Source organism: Pseudomonas sp. UBA6276, from assembly GCF_002438365.1.
GTDB classification, from domain to species: domain Bacteria; phylum Pseudomonadota; class Gammaproteobacteria; order Pseudomonadales; family Pseudomonadaceae; genus Aquipseudomonas; species Aquipseudomonas coleopterorum.
The window spans coordinates 16,642-31,957 of sequence record NZ_DJUS01000106.1 but is presented as its reverse complement, the minus strand read 5'-3'; the positions used below and the strand labels follow the sequence as shown (position 1 = coordinate 31,957).

General features: G+C 63.9%; 17 protein-coding genes. 9 read left to right on the top strand and 8 right to left on the bottom strand.

Annotation, left to right across the window (positions count from 1 at the left end):
- Nucleotides 1–93 precede the first annotated feature (93 nt).
- The 5 genes from B2V21_RS12295 to minC form a co-directional block, all read right to left on the bottom strand.
- Nucleotides 94–1,383: a M18 family aminopeptidase gene (locus B2V21_RS12295; RefSeq protein WP_056843373.1), complete on the bottom strand. Its 1,290-nt coding sequence runs from the start codon at nt 1,381–1,383 to the stop codon at nt 94–96.
- Between the two features lie 194 nt (nt 1,384–1,577).
- Nucleotides 1,578–2,213 (bottom strand): RluA family pseudouridine synthase, encoded by a 636-nt coding sequence (locus B2V21_RS12290; RefSeq protein WP_049861543.1) that lies wholly within the window; start codon nt 2,211–2,213, stop codon nt 1,578–1,580.
- 89 nt (nt 2,214–2,302) lie between these two features.
- On the bottom strand, nt 2,303–2,557 hold the full coding sequence (gene minE, locus B2V21_RS12285) for a cell division topological specificity factor MinE (protein WP_049861542.1): 255 nt from the start codon (nt 2,555–2,557) through the stop codon (nt 2,303–2,305).
- Nucleotides 2,557–3,369: a septum site-determining protein MinD gene (gene minD, locus B2V21_RS12280; protein WP_049861541.1), complete on the bottom strand. Its 813-nt coding sequence runs from the start codon at nt 3,367–3,369 to the stop codon at nt 2,557–2,559. Before minD ends, minE begins: the two co-directional genes overlap by 1 nt.
- A gap of 153 nt (nt 3,370–3,522) precedes the next feature.
- Nucleotides 3,523–4,248, bottom strand: a complete 726-nt coding sequence (gene minC / locus B2V21_RS12275; protein ID WP_049861540.1) for a septum site-determining protein MinC — start codon at nt 4,246–4,248, stop codon at nt 3,523–3,525.
- 138 nt (nt 4,249–4,386) lie between these two features.
- On the opposite strand from minC, the gene B2V21_RS12270 reads away from it, so the two are divergent.
- A complete protein-coding gene (locus B2V21_RS12270) occupies nt 4,387–5,319 on the top strand; it encodes a lipid A biosynthesis lauroyl acyltransferase (protein ID WP_286916972.1) in 933 nt (310 codons plus the stop codon).
- Between the two features lie 76 nt (nt 5,320–5,395).
- Here the strand turns inward: B2V21_RS12270 and B2V21_RS12265 are convergent, their stop codons facing one another.
- From B2V21_RS12265 to B2V21_RS12255, 3 genes are all read right to left on the bottom strand, one after another.
- The gene (locus tag B2V21_RS12265; RefSeq protein ID WP_286916971.1) at nt 5,396–6,175 is read right to left on the bottom strand and encodes an MlaA family lipoprotein; all 780 of its coding nucleotides are present in this window, start codon (nt 6,173–6,175) and stop codon (nt 5,396–5,398) included.
- Nucleotides 6,168–7,466 carry a serine/threonine protein kinase gene (locus tag B2V21_RS12260; protein ID WP_286916970.1) on the bottom strand — a complete coding sequence of 433 codons (1,299 nt, stop codon included), beginning with the start codon at nt 7,464–7,466 and terminating at the stop codon, nt 6,168–6,170. The genes B2V21_RS12265 and B2V21_RS12260 overlap by 8 nt, the downstream gene beginning before the upstream one ends.
- Before the next feature lie 177 nt (nt 7,467–7,643).
- The gene (locus B2V21_RS12255) at nt 7,644–8,156 is read right to left on the bottom strand and encodes a DUF2062 domain-containing protein (protein WP_122741577.1); all 513 of its coding nucleotides are present in this window, start codon (nt 8,154–8,156) and stop codon (nt 7,644–7,646) included.
- Between the two features lie 147 nt (nt 8,157–8,303).
- On the opposite strand from B2V21_RS12255, the gene B2V21_RS12250 reads away from it, so the two are divergent.
- The 8 genes from B2V21_RS12250 to B2V21_RS12215 all read left to right on the top strand — a co-directional run bounded on the left by B2V21_RS12250 (nt 8,304) and on the right by B2V21_RS12215 (nt 15,308).
- Nucleotides 8,304–10,535, top strand: coding sequence for a DNA internalization-related competence protein ComEC/Rec2 (locus B2V21_RS12250; protein ID WP_286916969.1), 2,232 nt, complete (start codon nt 8,304–8,306; stop codon nt 10,533–10,535).
- An 80-nt stretch (nt 10,536–10,615) separates the two neighbouring features.
- Nucleotides 10,616–11,251 carry a MotA/TolQ/ExbB proton channel family protein gene (locus B2V21_RS12245; protein ID WP_043193308.1) on the top strand — a complete coding sequence of 212 codons (636 nt, stop codon included), beginning with the start codon at nt 10,616–10,618 and terminating at the stop codon, nt 11,249–11,251.
- A complete protein-coding gene (locus B2V21_RS12240) occupies nt 11,248–11,676 on the top strand; it encodes an ExbD/TolR family protein (RefSeq protein WP_056843368.1) in 429 nt (142 codons plus the stop codon). Before B2V21_RS12245 ends, B2V21_RS12240 begins: the two co-directional genes overlap by 4 nt.
- On the top strand, nt 11,676–12,671 hold the full coding sequence (lpxK, locus tag B2V21_RS12235) for a tetraacyldisaccharide 4'-kinase (RefSeq protein WP_286916968.1): 996 nt from the start codon (nt 11,676–11,678) through the stop codon (nt 12,669–12,671). The genes B2V21_RS12240 and lpxK overlap by 1 nt, the downstream gene beginning before the upstream one ends.
- A 24-nt stretch (nt 12,672–12,695) precedes the next feature.
- On the top strand, nt 12,696–12,881 hold the full coding sequence (locus B2V21_RS12230; protein ID WP_049861532.1) for a Trm112 family protein: 186 nt from the start codon (nt 12,696–12,698) through the stop codon (nt 12,879–12,881).
- A complete protein-coding gene (gene kdsB, locus B2V21_RS12225) occupies nt 12,878–13,642 on the top strand; it encodes a 3-deoxy-manno-octulosonate cytidylyltransferase (protein WP_282347919.1) in 765 nt (254 codons plus the stop codon). The genes B2V21_RS12230 and kdsB overlap by 4 nt, the downstream gene beginning before the upstream one ends.
- Complete coding sequence (gene murB / locus B2V21_RS12220; protein ID WP_286916967.1) at nt 13,639–14,661, top strand: UDP-N-acetylmuramate dehydrogenase; 1,023 nt, start codon at nt 13,639–13,641, stop codon at nt 14,659–14,661. Before kdsB ends, murB begins: the two co-directional genes overlap by 4 nt.
- 53 nt (nt 14,662–14,714) lie before the next feature.
- Nucleotides 14,715–15,308, top strand: coding sequence for a nucleotidyltransferase family protein (locus tag B2V21_RS12215; protein ID WP_286916966.1), 594 nt, complete (start codon nt 14,715–14,717; stop codon nt 15,306–15,308).
- The last annotated feature ends 8 nt before the right edge of the window (nt 15,309–15,316 follow it).

The window sequence follows — 15,316 nt, the reverse complement described above, 5'->3', positions numbered from 1 at the left end:
TCGGTGTTTGGGTGGTGCGCCCTGCGCGGACAGAGAACGACCTCTGCCCGCGTACGGGTGTTCAGGTCGGGCCACGTCGCGGCAGGGGCGTGACTAGGGCAGCTCGTTGCTGGCGTAGAAGGCACCCAGCACTTTGACCAGATGCGCCAGGTCATGGCTGCCAGCCAGCTCGCGAATCGAATGCATGGCGAAGGTCGGCAGGCCTATGTCGACGGTCCTCACCCCCAGGTGACTGGCGGTGATCGGGCCGATGGTCGAGCCGCAACCCATGTCGCTGCGCACCACGAAGCTCTGCACCGGCACTTCCACCGCCATGCACAGGTGCCGGAAAAACCCGGCCGTCTCGCTGTTGGTCGCATAGCGCTGGTTGCTGTTGACCTTGATCACCGGCCCGGCATTGAGCTTGGGTCCGTGATTGGCATCGTGCTTCTCGGCATAGTTGGGGTGCACGCCGTGGGCGTTGTCCGCCGACACCAGCAGCGAACGCTGGATGCTGCGCACGTACTCGTCGCCCTCAGGGATCAGGCGTTGCAGCACCTGTTCGAGCATCGGACCGTCAGCGCCACAGGCGGAGCTGGAACCGATCTCTTCATGGTCGGTACACACCAGCACGCAGCTTTCGTCGCCTTGCGTATCGAGCAGGGCCTGCAGGCCCGCATAGCAGGACAACAGGTTGTCGAGCCGCGCGCCGGCGATGAAATCACCGTTCAGGCCAATGACCGCAGCACTTTGCGTGTCATAGAAACTCAGCTCGTAATCGAGCACCACATCGGCGTTCAGCCCGTGTTCGCGAGCCAGCTGTTCGGTCAGCAGAGCGCGGAAATCCACGCGCTCATCCCCGGCTACCTGGGCCAGCACGGGTGGCAGTTCGGTCTGGGCATTGATCGCCCAGCCCTGATTGGCCTCGCGGTTGAGGTGGATGGCCAGGTTGGGTATCACGGCGATCGGCAGGCGGAAATCGATCAGCTGGCTTTCGACCTTGCCGTCGCGGCGAAACGTTACCCGGCCGGCCAGCGACAGGTCGCGGTCGAACCAGGGTGCTAGCAGGGCACCGCCATACACCTCGACACCCAGTTGGAAAAAGCCCTGGCGCTGCAACTCGGGTTGCGGCTTCACGCGCAGGCAGGGGCTGTCGGTGTGGGCGCCGACCATGCGCAGCCCGTTGAGCAGCGGTGAGTGCTTGCCCAGCTTGACGGCGATGATCGAGGAATCGTTGCGGGTCACGTAGTAGCGCCCGCCGGGCACCGTGTTCCAGCTCTCGCGCTCGTCCAGCCGCTGAAAACCGGCTGCTTCGAGGCGTCGCGCCAAGGTGGCAGTGGCGTGGAAGGGGGTAGGGGAGGCCTTGAGGAAATCGATCAGGCCCTGGTTCAAAGCTTCGCGCATAGAAAACTCCAGACAGCAATGCAGCCAGTTTACCCGATTGCCCACGGATAGGGCTGCTCAATCCTTGGTGGCGAACCCCCTGCCCACGATGACCCCACCGCGGTACTTGTGGGATCGGGGCGGGCGGCGAGCCCTCTGCCCGCGGAAGCCCCGCCGCAGTGTATCCGGCGTACCCGCGAAGACCCCATCACAATTCAAAACGGCGCAGCACACTCGAATTTCATCCGCTCACCTGTCACCGGATGGGTGAATGCCAGCATGCTCGCGTGCAGGCACAGCCGCTCATGGGCCTCCAGCGCCTGCGGATGGGCATACAGCCGGTCACCCAGCAACGGATGACCGATCGACAACATGTGCACGCGCAACTGGTGCGAACGCCCGGTGATCGGCGTCAGCTCGACGCGGCACCACTCCCCGCAGCGCTCCAGCACCTTCCAGAAGGTCAGCGCATGCTTGCCCTGCTCGTGGTCCACCACATGCCGGGGCTTGGTCGGCGGGTCGTAGCGCAGCGGCAGGTCGACACTGCCGCTGTCCAGCGCCGGTTGCCCCCAAGCCAGTGCGGTGTAGGCCTTTTCCGTTTCGCGATCGTGAAACTGACGGGACAACTCGCGATGGCTGTCGGCATCCCGCGCCAGCAGAATGATCCCGCTGGTTTCCCAGTCCAGGCGGTGCACGATACGCGCCTCGGGAAACCCGTTCTCCTGCAGGCGGGTGATCAGGCAGTCCTTGTTGTCTTCGGCGCGGCCCGGCACCGAGAGCAACAGGGTCGGCTTGTCGATGACCAGCACGGCGGCGTCCTGGTGAATGATGCGAATGTTCGACAACGGCATGAAAGTCTATCTCTCAGAAACGCCAACGGCGGCGCGTCGACCCTTTTCAACAAAGGGCCGGCGGGCCGCCGTGGAGCCGAGCGCGAGGCTCAGCGGTCAGGCAAGGTAATGTTCAATTCCAGAATCGAGCAGCTACCCTGATTCTCGAGTGCAACCTGTACCTGGTCGCTCTCGATGTTCACATACTTGCGAATCACTTCCACCAGCTCTTTCTGCAGGGCGGGCAAGTAATCAGGGGTCGTGCGTTGGCCGCGTTCATGCGCCACGATGATCTGTAGACGCTCTTTCGCAACCGACGCGGTGCTGCCTTTCTTGCGATCGCGAAAGAAGTCGAAAATATTCATTAGCGACCTCCAAACAGGCGCTCGATCCAGCCCTTTTTCTTGAAATCAAGGAAACGGTGAGGCTTTTCCTTGCCCAACAAACGGTCGACGGCATCGCTGTACGCCTGGCCGGCGTCGCTCTGGTCGTCGAAGATCACCGGCGTACCCGAGTTGGATGCCTTGAGCACGGCCTCGGATTCCGGGATGACGCCCAGCAGACGGACCGAGAGGATTTCCTCGACGTCCTCGACGCCCAGCATTTCGCCCTTGCTGACGCGCTCGGGGCTGTAGCGGGTGATCAGCAGGTGTTCCTTGATCGGATCCTCGCCCTGTTCGGCGCGGCGCGATTTGCTCGCCAGCAAGCCCAGCATGCGGTCCGAATCTCGCACCGAGGAGACTTCCGGGTTGGTCACCACGATCGCCTCGTCGGCGAAGTACATGGCCAGGTGAGCACCTTTCTCGATGCCCGCCGGGGAGTCGCACAGAATGTAGTCGTGGGTCTTGGACAGCTCGTTGATGATCTTCTCGACGCCTTCCTTGGTCAGGGCGTCCTTGTCGCGCGTCTGGCTGGCAGCCAGGATGAAGAGGTTCTCGACGCGCTTGTCCTTGATCAGGGCCTGTTGCAAGGTCGCTTCGCCGTTCACCACGTTGACGAAGTCGTACACCACGCGGCGTTCGCAGCCCATGATCAAGTCAAGGTTACGCAGGCCGACGTCGAAGTCGATGATGACGGTTTTGTGGCCGCGCAATGCGAGGCCGGTGCCGATGGCGGCGCTGGTGGTGGTCTTGCCCACACCACCCTTGCCGGATGTAACCACGAGAATCTTGGCCAAGGTGTATCACCTCTACTGAAAAAGGGACGGTTAATCCCCGAAAAAACATGACTTCAAAACATCGGCGGACTGCATGAGCCGGCGGTACTGGAAGCGGTACCGCGCGACAACCGCGCTATTTGAAAGTTGCGCTGAAAATGGCGGCAGTATCCGTTAAAGACGGGTGATGTTCAACACATCCCCGGATAAGCTGACCTGAACGGGTGAACCCCACAACGGGTCGCGTCGCAGGTCCTCGGAGACCTTGTATTGCCCGGCGATGGACAGCAGCTCGGCGCCCAGTTGCTGACAGAAGATGCGCGCCTTGCGGTCGCCCTTTATGCCGGCCAGGGCGCGTCCGCGCATCGGGCCGTAGACATGGATGTTGCCATCGGCGAGAAGTTCCGCACCCGAACTGACCGAGCTGATCACCACCAGATCGCAGCCTTGGGCATAGATCTGCTGGCCACCGCGGATCGGCGTGGTGATCACGCGAGTGGGCTGGATCAAAGGCTCGGGCGGCTTTTCCGGCTTCTTTTCTTCAACTTCCAGAGGCCGCTCGCGCGCGCCCGACGGCGGCAGCACGGGCAGGTCGATGGCGATCGCTGCGGCGATGTCTTCGATACGGCTGGCGCGCACTGCCAGGGTCCGCAGGCCATGATGACGGCAGATGCGCATCAGGCCGGGCAGGTCGATGCTGCCCTGGTTGGCGGGCAGCTTGTCCAGCGCCAGCACCAGCGGCGTGTTGCTGAAGAAGTTCGGTGCCTGGGCCACCTTGGCTGCCAATTGGCGGTCCAGGGCGGCAAGGTTGTTCTGCGCCAACTCAAGCACGGTGATGGCGAGCATGCTGCCCTTGAGTTGGAACACAGGTTCCTGGTCTAGCTGATCGGTCTGGCTCATGGTCGGCAAAACGCGCCTTGTAACTAAAAAAGTGCCGAGACTTATAGCGAGAACCACCTTCCCCTGCAAGCCGCGACGCAGCGATGGAAGGTCAACCCATGTAGAATGCGCGGCCTTGTTGCCTGTACGGAATCGTCAATGGAACGCCCGCGCTTTCGCCGATATTTTCTTCATCCGCGCTTCTGGCCCCTGTGGCTGGGGCTGGGCGGGTTGTGGCTGGTCGTGCAACTGCCCTACGGCGCGTTGCTGCGCCTGGGGCGCTGGCTGGGTCTGGGCATGTACCGCGTGGCCAGCGAACGCCGCCGCGTAGCGGCGCGCAACCTGGAGCTGTGCTTCCCGCAGATGCCGCCCGTCGAAAGAAAGCGCCTGCTCAAGGAAAACTTCGCCTCGACCGGCATCGCCTTCTTCGAAATGGCCATGAGTTGGTGGTGGCCTAAAGCACGCCTGGCCAAGCTCGCGCACATCGAAGGGCTCGAACACCTGCAAGCGGCCCAGCGTGACGGCGAGGGGGCGATTCTGATGGCCCTGCATTTCACCACCCTGGAGATTGGCGCGGCGCTGCTGGGCCAGCGTCATACCATCGACGGCATGTACCGCGAGCATCGCAATGCGTTGTTCGACTTCGTGCAGCGCCAGGGCCGCGAGCGCCACAATCTCGATTCGCTGGCGGTGGAGCGCGAGGACGTGCGCGGCATGATCAAGCTGCTGCGCAAGGGCCGCGCGATCTGGTATGCCCCCGATCAGGACTACGGCGCCAAGCAGAGTATTTTCGTACCGTTGTTCGGCATCGAAGCAGCGACGGTGACGGCGACCACCCACTTCGCCCGTCTGGGCAAGGCACGGGTCATCCCGTTCACGCAACGACGGCTGGAAGATGGCAGTGGCTATCGGTTGGTTCTGCATCCGCCGTTGGAAGGGTTCCCCGGCGAAAGCGAAGCGGCTGATGCATTGCGCATCAACCAGTGGGTGGAGCAGGCCGTGACCGAATGCCCTGAGCAGTATCTGTGGGCCCACCGGCGCTTCAAGTCACGACCGACCGGTGCCCCCAAACTCTACGACAAGCGCCGATGAACCAGCCCTGACGGTCTCTTCGCGCGGTTCCTGTGGGAGCAGGTTCTACCCGCGAAGAGGCCCGTCGCAGATGTACCTACTCGGCGATCTGCAGCTTGCGCGCCTCGGTATACACGTAGCGCACCTTCTCGTACTCGAACGGCGAGTTCATCTGGCCGTAGCGAAAGCTGTTGCTGTAGCGTCGGTCCACGGCACGCAGTGCCCACAGCTCCGGATGGTTGCTGCTCACCTCGGCTACATTGAGGAAGTTGATCTGGTTCTCGACGGCAAAGTCGAACACCAGGCCAGTGGTGTCACGCAGGTTGGACGGACCCAGAATTGGCAGCACCAGGTAGGCACCGTTGGGTACACCGTAGAAGCCCAGGGTCTGGCCAAAATCCTCGGACTGCTTCTGCAGGCCGAACCAGGTCGCTGGATCCCACAGCCCTGCCACACCGAGCGTGGTGTTCACCAACAGCCGTCCGGACGTGTCCAGGGCACGCTTGCCCTTGAACTGCAGCAGGCTGTTGACCAGGCTCGGCACTTCCCCCAGGTTGCTGAAGAAGTTGCTCACGCCCGTGCGCAGGAACGACGGCGTGATATAGGTGTAGCCGTTCACCACCGGCAGGAACACCCACTCGTCGAAGCGGTAGTTGAAGTGGTAGAGGCGTCGGTTCAGGTTTTCCAGCGGGTCGTACACGTTCAACGCCGTCAGGGTGGAGCGCTCGAACTCGCGCTGATCCAGGCCCGGATTGAATTTGAGAACCTGCAACGGTTGCTTGAAGCCGTCGCTGTCGACCTTCTGTACGGTGCTGTCGTCGGCCTGGGCAAAGCCTGCGCAGAGCAGCGTTGCCATCAACAGGAATTTTCTAGCCACGGAAGAACTCCAGCATAGCGTCGCTGTTGACGCGGTAATTGAGGTTGCCGCAATGGCCGCCATAAGGGTAAACGGTCAGGCGATCGCCAAAGGTCTTGCGCAGGAAGCCCAGGTCGCCAGGGCCCAGGATCACGTCGTCGGCATTGTGCATGACGCTGATCTTGGGGCTGTTCTGCAGGTAGTCCTTGATGCCATACAGGCTCACCTGATCCACCAGCTGCAGCAGGCTGCCGCCATCGGTACGGGCGCGCCACATCGGAATCACCTGCTCGGTCAGGTAGCAGTCGAAGTCGCACTGCAGCGCCCGGCGCAGGAACGGCGTGAGGCTGGTGCCTTCACTGATCGGATACTTGGGCGGCGTGATCAGCCCGCGGCGGTTGATCAGGTCGGACGTAAAGGCAATGTCGGCGGCCGAAAAGCGGAACGAGGTGCCGATCAACATGGCCATCTGTTCATTGGACAGGTGCTGCTTGGACTGCTGGAAATCGTAGAGCAGGGCATCGTTGAGGTCGATGTAGCCCTTCTGCTGGAAGTAGCGCGTCAGCTTGTTCAGGACCAGTTCATAGAACGTGGTGCTGTTGTTGATGCCCTTGACCTGGGTCTGCACCAGTTTGTCGAGGTTGGTGATCGACGTGTACAGATTGACCGGCGGGTTGAGCAGCAGCACTTTCTTGAAATTGAAACTGCGGCGCGTTTCATCCAGTTGGCTGACGAATGCCGCGTCCAGCGCACCAAGGCTGTAGCCGGTCAGATAGAACTCGGTGATCGGCAACTTGGGATGCTGTGCACGTACGGCCTGCATGACTCGATACAGGTCTTCGGCATCTTCGCGGGTCACGCCCGGTGTGGCGAAGCGCGAGGCAGCGCTGATGAAGTCGAAGCTGGTCGGCGAGGACAGCTGAACAACGTGGTAGCCGGCCTGGTAATACAGCTTCTTCAGGTATTCGTTGAGCGAGCTGCTATAGGGCGCGCCGGTGCCGGCGATGAGGAAGATCAGCGGCGCGGCGTGGTCCTGTTGGGCCAGGCGATAACGCAGTTTCTTCACCGCCCAGAAATTGTCCGGCAGGATGAACTCGCGCTCCGGGCGCAGGTTCAGGCTGTAGTCGGCCTGATCGATGTCTTCGTCCAGAGGCAGCTTGGGGCGCAACTCCGGCGGCGTCGACGCGATGGTGGCCTCGAACGGGTTGGTGAGCGGATAGCCATAGGTGGCGGGGTCGATATCCTTCGCCAACGCGGACGCACTCATGATGAAGCCGCCAAGCAGGGCAGCGAAGCGCAATGATCGGAGCATGACGGAGTCCCTAGAGGAGAATGCTGTGTTGACGTTCGAGGCTAGGACAAGCGCACTGGTGGCAAGTTGCCAAACCGCTGAACTTTTAACGCGACCACTCGTCCTGACCGGCCGCACGATACACCGAAATCGCCCCGCGATGCGCGGGTGCCGATTTCCCTGTCAGCCAGGGAACCGCTAGCGCCGTTGCTTGCGTCGGCGCCACTGGCGGCTCACCCACCAGCGCCAGTACAGCATGGTCAACAGGTAGGCCAGGGCGCCCAGGACCACGCCTGTCACCACCGAGCCGAGCAGAAACGGCTGCCACAGCGTGGACATCTGGCTCATGACCCAGTCCCAGCTGTAGGAATCGGGTAGTTGCCGGGGCGGCTGGCCCAACAGCCACGAGCCCACCTTGTACGTGCAATAGAACACCGGCGGCATGGTGATCGGGTTGGTCAGCCACACCAGGCTGACCGCGATCGGCATGTTGCCACGCACCACGATCGCCAGCGCCGCAGCCAGCAGCATCTGCAAGGGAATCGGCATGAAGGCGGCAAACAACCCGACCGCCATGGCCCGGGCCACCGAATGACGGTTCAGGTGCCAGAGGTTGGCGTCATGCAGGAGGCGACCCAGAAATCGCAGCGACTTGTGTTCGCGGATCGTCTCTGGGTCCGGCATGTAGCGCTTGAACAGGCGACGCGGCATAGCGGTCTCGCACATATCTGTCTGGATGTGTCCGGCAGTATGCACAAGTTCCCCGACGTCGGAGCTCAGACTTTGTGACATTTGATAAGGCGCGCCGCGCTGCGATTCCCCTTAGCCTTGGCCGGCGGTTTTTCCAGGGAGGAAGGTATGCGCACGGCGATGTTGGCGCTGGCGACCGGGATGGTGTGTCTGCGCGGGCTGCCAGCCTTGCCGTCGCTGGGCTGGTTGATGGGCATGGCGGCGGTTGCATCGCTATTGCTGGTGGCGCGCCGCTGGCACTTCGGGCTGTTTCTGCTGGGGTTGTGCTGGGCATGCCTGCATGCCCACTGGGCGATGAATGATCAACTGGCGCTGGCGCTCGATGGGCAGACCCTGTGGCTCGAAGGCGAAGTGGTCGGTTTGCCTGCGGCGAACGGCAGCACCGTTCGCTTCGAACTGACGGATGCCTGGTCGCGCCGCGCGCAGTTGCCGTCACGACTGCGTCTGGCCTGGTACGGTGGCCCGCCGGTGGCCAGCGGTGAACGGTGGCGCCTGGCGGTAAAGCTCAAACGCCCGCGTGCGTTGGTCAATCCCGGCGGTTTCGACGCCCGGGCCTGGGCCCTGGCCAAGGGGTTTGGCGCCACGGGCAGCGTCAAGGCCGGCGAGCGGGTGCGTACAGCCCGCCTGGCCTGGCGCGATGGACTGCGCCAGCGTCTGCTGGCGGTCGACAGCCAACAACAGGGCGGTACCCTGGCCGCGTTGCTGCTGGGTGACGGTTCCGCGGTCTCGCGCCAGCAGTGGGAAGTGCTCCAGGCCACCGGCACCGTGCACCTGCTGGTCATTTCCGGCCAGCATGTCGGCCTGCTGGCGGGGCTGGTGTATGGACTGGTGGCTTTGTTGGCCAAAGTCGGCCTGTGGCCGGCGCGGTGGCCGTGGTTACCCTGCGCCTGCGCCTTCGCGTTCGCCGCCGCGTTGTCATACGGATTACTGGCCGGCTTCCAGGTGCCGGTACGTCGCGCCTGCATCATGATCGGCCTGGTGCTGATGTGGCGGCTGCGCTTTCGCCACCTGGGCGTCTGGTGGCCGCTGCTGCTGGCGTTCACCCTGGTGTTGCTGGTCGACCCACTGGTGAGCCTGCAGCCCGGCTTCTGGCTATCGTTCACTGCCGTGGGGGTGTTGCTGCTGACGTTCTCAGGGCGCCTCGGGGGGTGGCGCTGGTGGCAGGCCTGGACCCGTGCGCAGTGCTGCGTGGCCGTCGGGCTGCTGCCGGTGATGGTGGCCCTGGCCCTGCCGGTCAGTGTCAGCGGGCCGCTGGTCAATTTGCTCGCCGTACCCTGGATCAGCCTTGTGGTACTGCCAGTGGCCATGGCCGGCGCCGTGCTGCTACCGGCACCCTGGATCGGCGAAAGCCTGTTGTGGCTGGCTGGCGGGGCATTGCGCGGGCTGTTTCAATGGCTGACCTGGACCGCCGAATGGAGCCCTCCCTGGCTGCCGCCCGGCGTGTCGCCAGAAGTATGGCTGGTGCTCGCGATCGGCATCCTGCTGCTGTTGCTGCCAGCGGGCGTGCCGTTGCGCTGGCTGAGCGTGCCGATGGTCGGGCTGCTGCTGTTCAGCCCGCGTCAGGCGCCGCCCGTGGGCCAGGCCGATATCTGGGTGCTGGACGTTGGCCAGGGCCTGGCGGTGCTGGTACGCACCGCCCACCACCAAGTGCTCTATGACACCGGTCCTGGGCTGGGCGAAGTCGATGCCGGCACCAGTGTCGTCGTGCCCAGCCTGGTCGCGCTGGGTGTACGGCACCTGGATGCGATGATCATCAGTCATGCCCACCTCGATCACTCTGGCGGTGCAGGCTCCGTGCGGCGACGCCTGCCAGTCACCCAGACGTTGGCCGGAGAACCCGGCGCACTGCCGGCCGCATGGCAGGCGCAGCCCTGCAAGCCGGGTCGTAGTTGGGAATGGGATGAGGTCAGGTTCGTGCTGTGGCGCTGGCCGTCGGCGGTACCCGGCAATCCCGCTTCCTGCGTGCTCTGGGTCGAAGCCAACGGCGAACGGCTGTTGCTCGCAGGCGACATCGACGCGTCGGCCGAAAGGGCCCTGCTCGGCAGTGGTCTGGCGCCTCAGGCGCATTGGTTGCAGGCGCCACATCATGGCAGCAAGACCTCATCGAGCAAGCCGTTCCTTGAAGCGGTGCAGCCTCACGCCGCGCTGATATCGCGTGGACACGACAACACCTTTGGTCATCCACACGCCGACGTACTGGCGCGTTACCAGGCCTTGGGCATCACTCCTCACGACACAGCCGAGGCGGGCGCATTGCGCGTCCAGTTGGGGACCTATGGTCCCGTGCAGCGACAGCGTGACCAGCGACGTTTCTGGCGTGACACGGCCATCGCGCCGTGAGCTTTCCAGCGGTCATCACGCACTTCGACCCGCCGCACCCCTATGGTAGAGTGGCGAACTTTTTCGAGGGGATCGCACCTGTGTGGGAATTGGTTAAATCTGGCGGCTGGATGATGTTGCCAATCATAGTGAGCTCCATCGTTGCGCTGGCCATCATCGCCGAGCGCTTGTGGACCTTGCGTGCCAGCCGCGTCTCGCCCGCCCATCTGGTCGGCCAGGTCTGGCGCTGGAAGAAAGACAAGCAGTTGAGCAAGGAAAAGCTCAAGGAGCTGCGCGCCGACTCGCCCCTCGGTGAAATTCTCGCCGCTGGCCTGGCCAACTCGCGCCACGGCCGCGAAATCATGAAGGAAAGCATCGAGGAAGCCGCCAGCCGCGTCATCCACGAGCTTGAACGCTATATCAGCACCCTGGGCACCATTGCTGCGATGGCCCCACTGCTCGGCCTGCTGGGCACGGTGATCGGCATGATCGAGATCTTCGGCTCGTTCACCGGCGGCGCCGTGAGCGGCAATCCCAGCGTCATGGCTGGCGGTATCTCCAAGGCACTGGTCACCACCGCGTCCGGCCTGATCGTCGCGATCCCGGCGCTGTTCTTCCATCGCCTGCTGCAGCGCCGCATCGATGAGTTGGTAGTGGGCATGGAACAGGAAGCCATCAAGCTGGTGGAAGTCGTGCAGGGTGATCGCGAGGTCGACCTGGCCGAGGAAAAAGCGTGAAGTTTCGTCGTCGCAGTCGGGAGAACATCGAGCTCAACCTGATCTCGCTGATAGACGTCGTCTTCGTGCTGCTGCTGTTCTTCGTGATCACTACTACGTTCACCCGCGAGACCCAGTTGCGTGTCGAGCTTCCCGAAGCGGTGAATGGCGCGCCGGAGCAGGCCAGCGACCTCAAGCGCATCGACATCGCCATCAGCGCCGAGGGCGTCTACGCGGTCAACAACCAGCTGCTGCCCAAGAGCGACCTGCCGACCCTGATCGAGGCCCTGCGCACCGCATCGGCGGGTGACAGCACGTTGCCCCTGTCGATCAGTGCCGATGGCAAGACGCCCCATCAGGCAGTGATCAGTGCCATGGATGCTGCCGGCAAGCTCGGCTTCAGCCAGATCAGCATGATCACTGTCGAGGCGCAGGCAAATCCCTGATGAGCCTCGCCGACCGCTTGTCCGCCGCCTGGTACACCGGCCATCGTGCGCTGTGGCTGTTGCGTCCGCTGGAATGCCTGTACCGCCACGTTGTGCTGCGCAAGCGGCGGCGCTTCGAGGCCGGGCAGGGCGAGATCTACCGAGCACCGGTACCGGTGCTGGTGGTCGGCAACATTACCGTCGGTGGCACCGGCAAGACACCGATGATCCTCTGGCTGATCGAGCATTGCCGCGCCCGCGGCCTGCGCGTCGGCGTGGTCAGTCGCGGCTACGGCGCCCAGCCGCCGAGCCTGCCGTGGCGGGTCAGCGCCGATCAGGACGCAGCCCAGGCGGGCGATGAACCGCTGCTGATCGTGCAGCGCAGTGGCGTACCGCTGGTGATCGACCCCGATCGGGGCCGCGCTGTGCGTGCGCTGCTCGATGCCGAACCCGTGGACCTCGTCCTCAGTGACGATGGTCTGCAGCATTACCGCCTGGCTCGTGACATCGAACTGGTCCTGATCGACGCCGCGCGCGGACTGGGCAATGGCCGCTGCCTGCCTGCAGGCCCGCTGCGCGAACCCGCCGAACGCCTGCAGACGGTGGATGCCGTGCTGTGCAACGGTGCCGCCGACGATTCCCCGCAAGGCTACGGCCTGGCCCTGCAAGCCCAGGCGCTGATCAACGTGCGCAGTGGCGAACGCCGACCCTTGAGCCATTTCCCCCCCGGACAGGCCCTTCACGCCGTGGCCGGGATCGGCAATCCGCAACGTTTCTTCGACACCCTGCAGGCGCTACACTGGCAGCCTGTCGCGCACCCTTTCGCCGACCATGCCCGGTTCACGCCTCAGGCCCTGAGTTTCGAGCCGCCGCTGCCGGTCGTCATGACCGAGAAGGATGCCGTGAAGTGCCGCGAGTTCGCCGCCGCGGATTGGTGGTACCTGGCCGTCGACGCCCAGCCCTCACCACGCTTCATCGGTTGGCTCGACCAGCGCCTGACCGGCCTTTTGCCCTGATTCTCTTGCCTTGAAGGATTTTCCATGGACACCAAACTGCTCGACATTCTCGCCTGCCCGATCACCAAGGGTCCGCTCAAGCTCAGCGCCGACAAGACCGAACTGATCAGCAAGGGCGCAGGCCTGGCGTATCCCATTCGCGACGGCATTCCGGTGATGCTGGAAACCGAAGCCCGCACCCTCACCGACGACGAGCGCCTGGATAAATGAGCACGGCCTTCACTGTCGTGATCCCCGCCCGCTACCAGTCGACGCGCCTGCCGGGCAAGCCGCTGCAGATGATCGCTGGCAAGCCGATGATCCAGCATGTCTGGGAGCAGGCCTGCAAGAGCACCGCTGCGCGGGTGGTGGTCGCCACCGACGACGGTCGTATCGAGTCCGCCTGCCGTGCCTTCGGCGCCGAAGTGGTGATGACCCGTCCTGACCACGAGTCCGGCACCGACCGCCTGGCCGAGGTCTGCCAGGCGCTGGGCCTGGATGCCGACGCGATCGTGGTCAATGTGCAGGGCGACGAGCCGTTGATTCCGCCCGTGGTGATCGACCAGGTGGCGGCCAATCTCGCCGCCAGTCGCGAGGCCGCCATGGCGACCTTGGCCGAGCCGATCGTAGACGTGGAGGCACTGTTCAACCCCAACGTGGTCAAGGTCGTCACGGACCTTAACGGCCTGGCGCTGACTTTCAGCCGCGCACCGCTGCCCTGGGCGCGCGATGACTTCGCCAACGATCGCGACGTCCTGCCAGCCCAGGTGCCCTATCGTCGTCACATCGGCATCTATGCCTACCGTGCCGGCTTCCTGCAGGATTTCGTGCAGTGGGGCCCTTGCTGGCTGGAAAGCACAGAGCGTCTGGAGCAGCTGCGGGCGCTCTGGCACGGTGTGCGCATCCATGTCGCCGACGCCGTCCAGGCGCCACCCGCCGGTGTCGACACCGCCGAAGATCTTGAGCGCGTGCGGCGCCTGCTGGCGTCATGAGCCTGGACATCCGTGCCAACCAGTCGCTCAAGCCCTACAACACCTTCGGCATCGACGTTCGAGCGGCGTTCTTCGTCTCCGTGCACAGCGATGGCGAACTCGAGCAGGCACTGGCGTGGGCGGCGACGAGGAATCTGCGCGTGCTGGTCATCGGTGGCGGCAGCAACCTGCTGCTGACCACTGACCTGAGCGAGCTGCTGGTGGTGCGCATGGACAACCGTGGTGCCCGTGTGCTCGAAGAAAATGGCGATCAGGTATTGCTGGAAGCCGAAGCCGGCGAGCCGTGGCATCCTTTCGTGTTGCAGACGCTCGAGCTGGGTCTGGCGGGGCTGGAAAACCTCAGCCTGATCCCCGGCACCGTGGGCGCGGCACCGATGCAGAACATCGGTGCCTACGGTGTCGAGATCAAGGACGTGTTCGCCGGCCTGACCGCGCTGGACCGGGACACGCTGCAGGTCCGCGACTTCAGTGTCACCGACTGCGCCTTCGGCTATCGCGACAGCGTGTTCAAGCGCCAGCCCGGACGCTGGGTGATCCTGCGTGTGCGTTTCAAGCTGTCGCGCTCGGCGCCGGTGCATCTGGACTACGGCCCTGTGCGTCAACGATTGGCCGACCAGGGTATCCAGCACCCCACGCCCAACGACGTCAGTGCCGCCATCTGCAGCATTCGTCGCGAAAAGCTGCCCGATCCTGCCGAACTGGGCAACGCCGGCAGCTTCTTCAAGAATCCGGTAGTGACCGCGCCGGTGCTGGACGCCATTCGCCGCGAGCATCCCGATGCAGTGGCCTATCCCCAGGCCGATGGGCTCTTCAAGCTGGCGGCCGGCTGGTTGATCGAGCGCGCAGGCTGGAAAGGCTATCGCGACGGCGACGCTGGCGTGCACCGCTTGCAGTCGCTGGTGCTGGTCAACTACGGCGGCGCCTCAGGCAAGCAGCTGTATGCGCTGGCTCAGCGGATCCAGGACGATATCCAGTCGCGCTTTGGCGTAGCGCTGGAAATGGAACCCAACCTGTATTGATCGCGACGCCATTCCATCTGCAGTGCGCCATGTGATCACCGGAGCTCAACGACATGTCAGCCATTATTGCACCTTGCGCCCTGATCCTCGCTGCGGGAGAGGGTCGGCGTTTTCAGGAAGCGGCAGGGCAGGGCAGCGACAAACTGCTCGCCCGGTGCCGAGGGTTGGATGGCATCGAGCGCAGCGTCATCGAGCAGGTGCTGCGCAATCTCGGCGAGGCAGTCGAGCGTCGTGTGCTGGTCACCCGTACGCACAAGACACAAGTGATAGAGGTCGCCCAGGCTTACGGCTGCGAAGTGGTGCTTCTCGACTCCGCAGGCATGGGCGACAGCCTGCGCACCGGCGTCGAAGCCAGTGCCAATGCCGATGGCTGGTTGGTGTGCCTGGGCGACATGCCGTTCGTGACTGCTGGCACCTTCGCCAAGGTGCGCCGGTCCATGGCGCTGGAGCGCATCAGCATCGCCCATGGCCCGCAAGGGCAGGGGCACCCGGTGGGCTTTGGCCGCGCTTTCCGCGAACAGCTGCTGCTGTTGCGTGGCGATCAAGGTGCACGACGACTGTTTGCCGAAGAACACCTGCATCGTGTGGCGTGCGATGACCTGGGTATCTACCGCGATGTGGATCGGCCTGACGACCTGATTGAATAATCAGCGGT

Bases quoted from the DNA above. Each gene is read 5' to 3' on its own strand.
- B2V21_RS12295 (WP_056843373.1), bottom strand. From the start codon at position 1,383: ATGCGCGAAGCTTTGAACCAGGGCCTGATCGATTTCCTCAAGGCCTCC.
- kdsB (WP_282347919.1), top strand. From the start codon at position 12,878: ATGAGCACGGCCTTCACTGTCGTGATCCCCGCCCGCTACCAGTCGACG.
- lpxK (WP_286916968.1), top strand. From the start codon at position 11,676: ATGAGCCTCGCCGACCGCTTGTCCGCCGCCTGGTACACCGGCCATCGT.
- minC (WP_049861540.1), bottom strand. From the start codon at position 4,248: ATGAGCCAGACCGATCAGCTAGACCAGGAACCTGTGTTCCAACTCAAG.
- murB (WP_286916967.1), top strand. From the start codon at position 13,639: ATGAGCCTGGACATCCGTGCCAACCAGTCGCTCAAGCCCTACAACACC.
- B2V21_RS12230 (WP_049861532.1), top strand. From the start codon at position 12,696: ATGGACACCAAACTGCTCGACATTCTCGCCTGCCCGATCACCAAGGGT.
- B2V21_RS12270 (WP_286916972.1), top strand. From the start codon at position 4,387: ATGGAACGCCCGCGCTTTCGCCGATATTTTCTTCATCCGCGCTTCTGG.
- B2V21_RS12260 (WP_286916970.1), bottom strand. From the start codon at position 7,466: ATGCTCCGATCATTGCGCTTCGCTGCCCTGCTTGGCGGCTTCATCATG.
- B2V21_RS12215 (WP_286916966.1), top strand. From the start codon at position 14,715: ATGTCAGCCATTATTGCACCTTGCGCCCTGATCCTCGCTGCGGGAGAG.
- minE (WP_049861542.1), bottom strand. From the start codon at position 2,557: ATGAATATTTTCGACTTCTTTCGCGATCGCAAGAAAGGCAGCACCGCG.
- B2V21_RS12250 (WP_286916969.1), top strand. From the start codon at position 8,304: ATGCGCACGGCGATGTTGGCGCTGGCGACCGGGATGGTGTGTCTGCGC.
- B2V21_RS12290 (WP_049861543.1), bottom strand. From the start codon at position 2,213: ATGCCGTTGTCGAACATTCGCATCATTCACCAGGACGCCGCCGTGCTG.
- B2V21_RS12255 (WP_122741577.1), bottom strand. From the start codon at position 8,156: ATGCCGCGTCGCCTGTTCAAGCGCTACATGCCGGACCCAGAGACGATC.